Origin of the sequence: Endozoicomonas sp. ONNA1 (assembly GCF_024606325.1) — a bacterium.
Classification (GTDB): Bacteria; Pseudomonadota; Gammaproteobacteria; order Pseudomonadales; family Endozoicomonadaceae; genus Endozoicomonas_A.
The window spans coordinates 1-2,001 of record NZ_JAHHPN010000352.1 but is presented as its reverse complement, the minus strand read 5'-3'; the positions used below and the strand labels follow the sequence as shown (position 1 = coordinate 2,001).

The window sequence follows — 2,001 nt, the reverse complement described above, 5'->3', positions numbered from 1 at the left end:
CTCACGGATCAAAATGCCCGTTTGTTGGCATTTTTTGCCTCCGGCGGCGGACTGGGTTGTTTGGCAAACCCGATAAAATTGAGTATGTCGCCACAAAGATTAAATTTACTGGCCGAGACCTGTGACAGCGTAAAACGGCTGGTTCACGGGGCTGAAGCACTGCTGGACGGGTGCCAGGCATTCTTGCAACTGGCGGGCAAGAGTCGTTCACACAGGGTCAAGTCATTTCGGCATGAATTACCGCAGCTGATCAACCGGTTCCAGATGTTGAAAAAGACCATTGAATCCGGGTTAAAGAGTATCATTCTTCCTGTGCAAGCCGCCGAAGAAGGACAGCTATCCCCGGGAATATTTCGTCAGTGGGTGGCAGACTGTCATCAGCTTCAATCCTGTCTTCAGGCACTCAACCCTGATAGCGCTGAGCAGGTGCGAAGTGTCCATGAGCTGATTTTTTCCTTGCATCAGCGTTTTGTAGAGGTATTGGCACCGGTCGCTCTGGCTTCGGGCCAGGGCAGGCTTTCCAGGAAAGATCGCGTTACCTATGTTGATTGCAGGGCTCCGGGTAAGCCGGATGATAAGGCACCAATACTGAGGCAGTCCTGCAAAACATCAATCAAAGCATTAGGGTGTTCAGGGACAGTTATCAGTATGGATGAAGCCGTGATTGTTAATCTGAATCTTGGCAGTCATGTGAGCCTTATCGAGCTACTTGAAAACGCAGAGGGGGGCAAAGGACGAACCTTGAGGCTGAAATTTTCTGACGACTTTGATAGAACTGATAATGATGAGAAATCCGGCAAATTCCGGCGTATGTGGTTTCTGGCGCAGTTATTGAAGGAGGTCGAACTGGATAAAAATGCTGATAGCATGAAGCTGAGTTGCAACGCCGTAGCGGGTGAAATGAACATCGAATGCTCCCGTATGAGATCACCTGAAACCATGCAGCATGCCTTTGAAAAACTGATCATTGTGTTACGTGCTATGTGTAATCTGGATATTGAGCTGAAGGGCAGACCCATTTTTGAAGGAGGTCAGTGGGACTTTAACTTACTTGCACAACGCCTTAATCCTGATGTTGCGACAGAGGCAGATAGATTCGCTTTTCAACATTGCCTTTTCGCAATGTCTTATCAAAATAAAAGCACCTTCTCCAAGACTGCCCCTTGCTGTCGGTTATTGAGCAAACACCATCAACAATTTGCTCATTATGCTCATCGGTTCGGTATGTATCATTTGTCATTGGATCGTGGGAGAAAACCAAAAGAAAGTGAGCAGGAAATCTTAATGAGTGCTGAGATGAGCGAGGACATCCGCAGGGAGCTCTTACACCATTTTTTATTATTTTATCCCGTAAGCGCTGTTAGATTGATTGAGCAAGTGTATGACATCGGAAATCAATGCTTTGTTATTAATCCATCCAGGAATTACAGATTGGAGTTTTATGTACCACCGGGCCAGCCACTTGGGGATCATAAAGAAAAGATCAGGAATACCTTGCTGAAGCATGGGCTGGAATATGCCAGCCAGCGGGTTCGGAATGATAAAAACTTTGTATTACCCGCGTTTTCAGGAGATCCCTGCGAACTGGGAGATTTGAGTGAAGAGCTGAAGAATGATAGCGATGTCGTTAAGGCCGCTATCGCAAAATGTCCCTTGGCTCTGCGTTATGCAAGTATAAGACTTCGAGACGATAAAAACATTATCAGAATGGCCATTGCTGAAAGTATTTATCCCTTATCATATGCCAGTCAAAAGGTATTGGAGGATCGCCAGTGCATGCTCGACTTAATTGAAATAAATCCCCAAGCTTTCAATTATGCTGTTTCAGGACTTAAAGGTGATACGGCTTTTATTGAGGCAGCAAAACAAAGAAACCCGCAACTTCGTCAATACCTCAGATAATCTGCGAATAAGGTCTGATCGATTCAGATAACGCTGACCAGTGTAAACCCTGATGTTGTTTTTTCTACTGCGTGCTTCAGGCTGGCGAGTGAACTTTAT

The 2,001-nt window shown here is 45.8% G+C and carries 1 protein-coding gene; it reads left to right on the top strand.

Features of this window, described 5'->3' with window-relative positions:
* Window positions 1-1,902: DUF4116 domain-containing protein (locus KDK19_RS07975; RefSeq protein WP_257254094.1), on the top strand; the 1,902-nt coding region annotated here is incomplete at its 5' end.
* Window positions 1,903-2,001 lie beyond the last annotated feature (99 nt).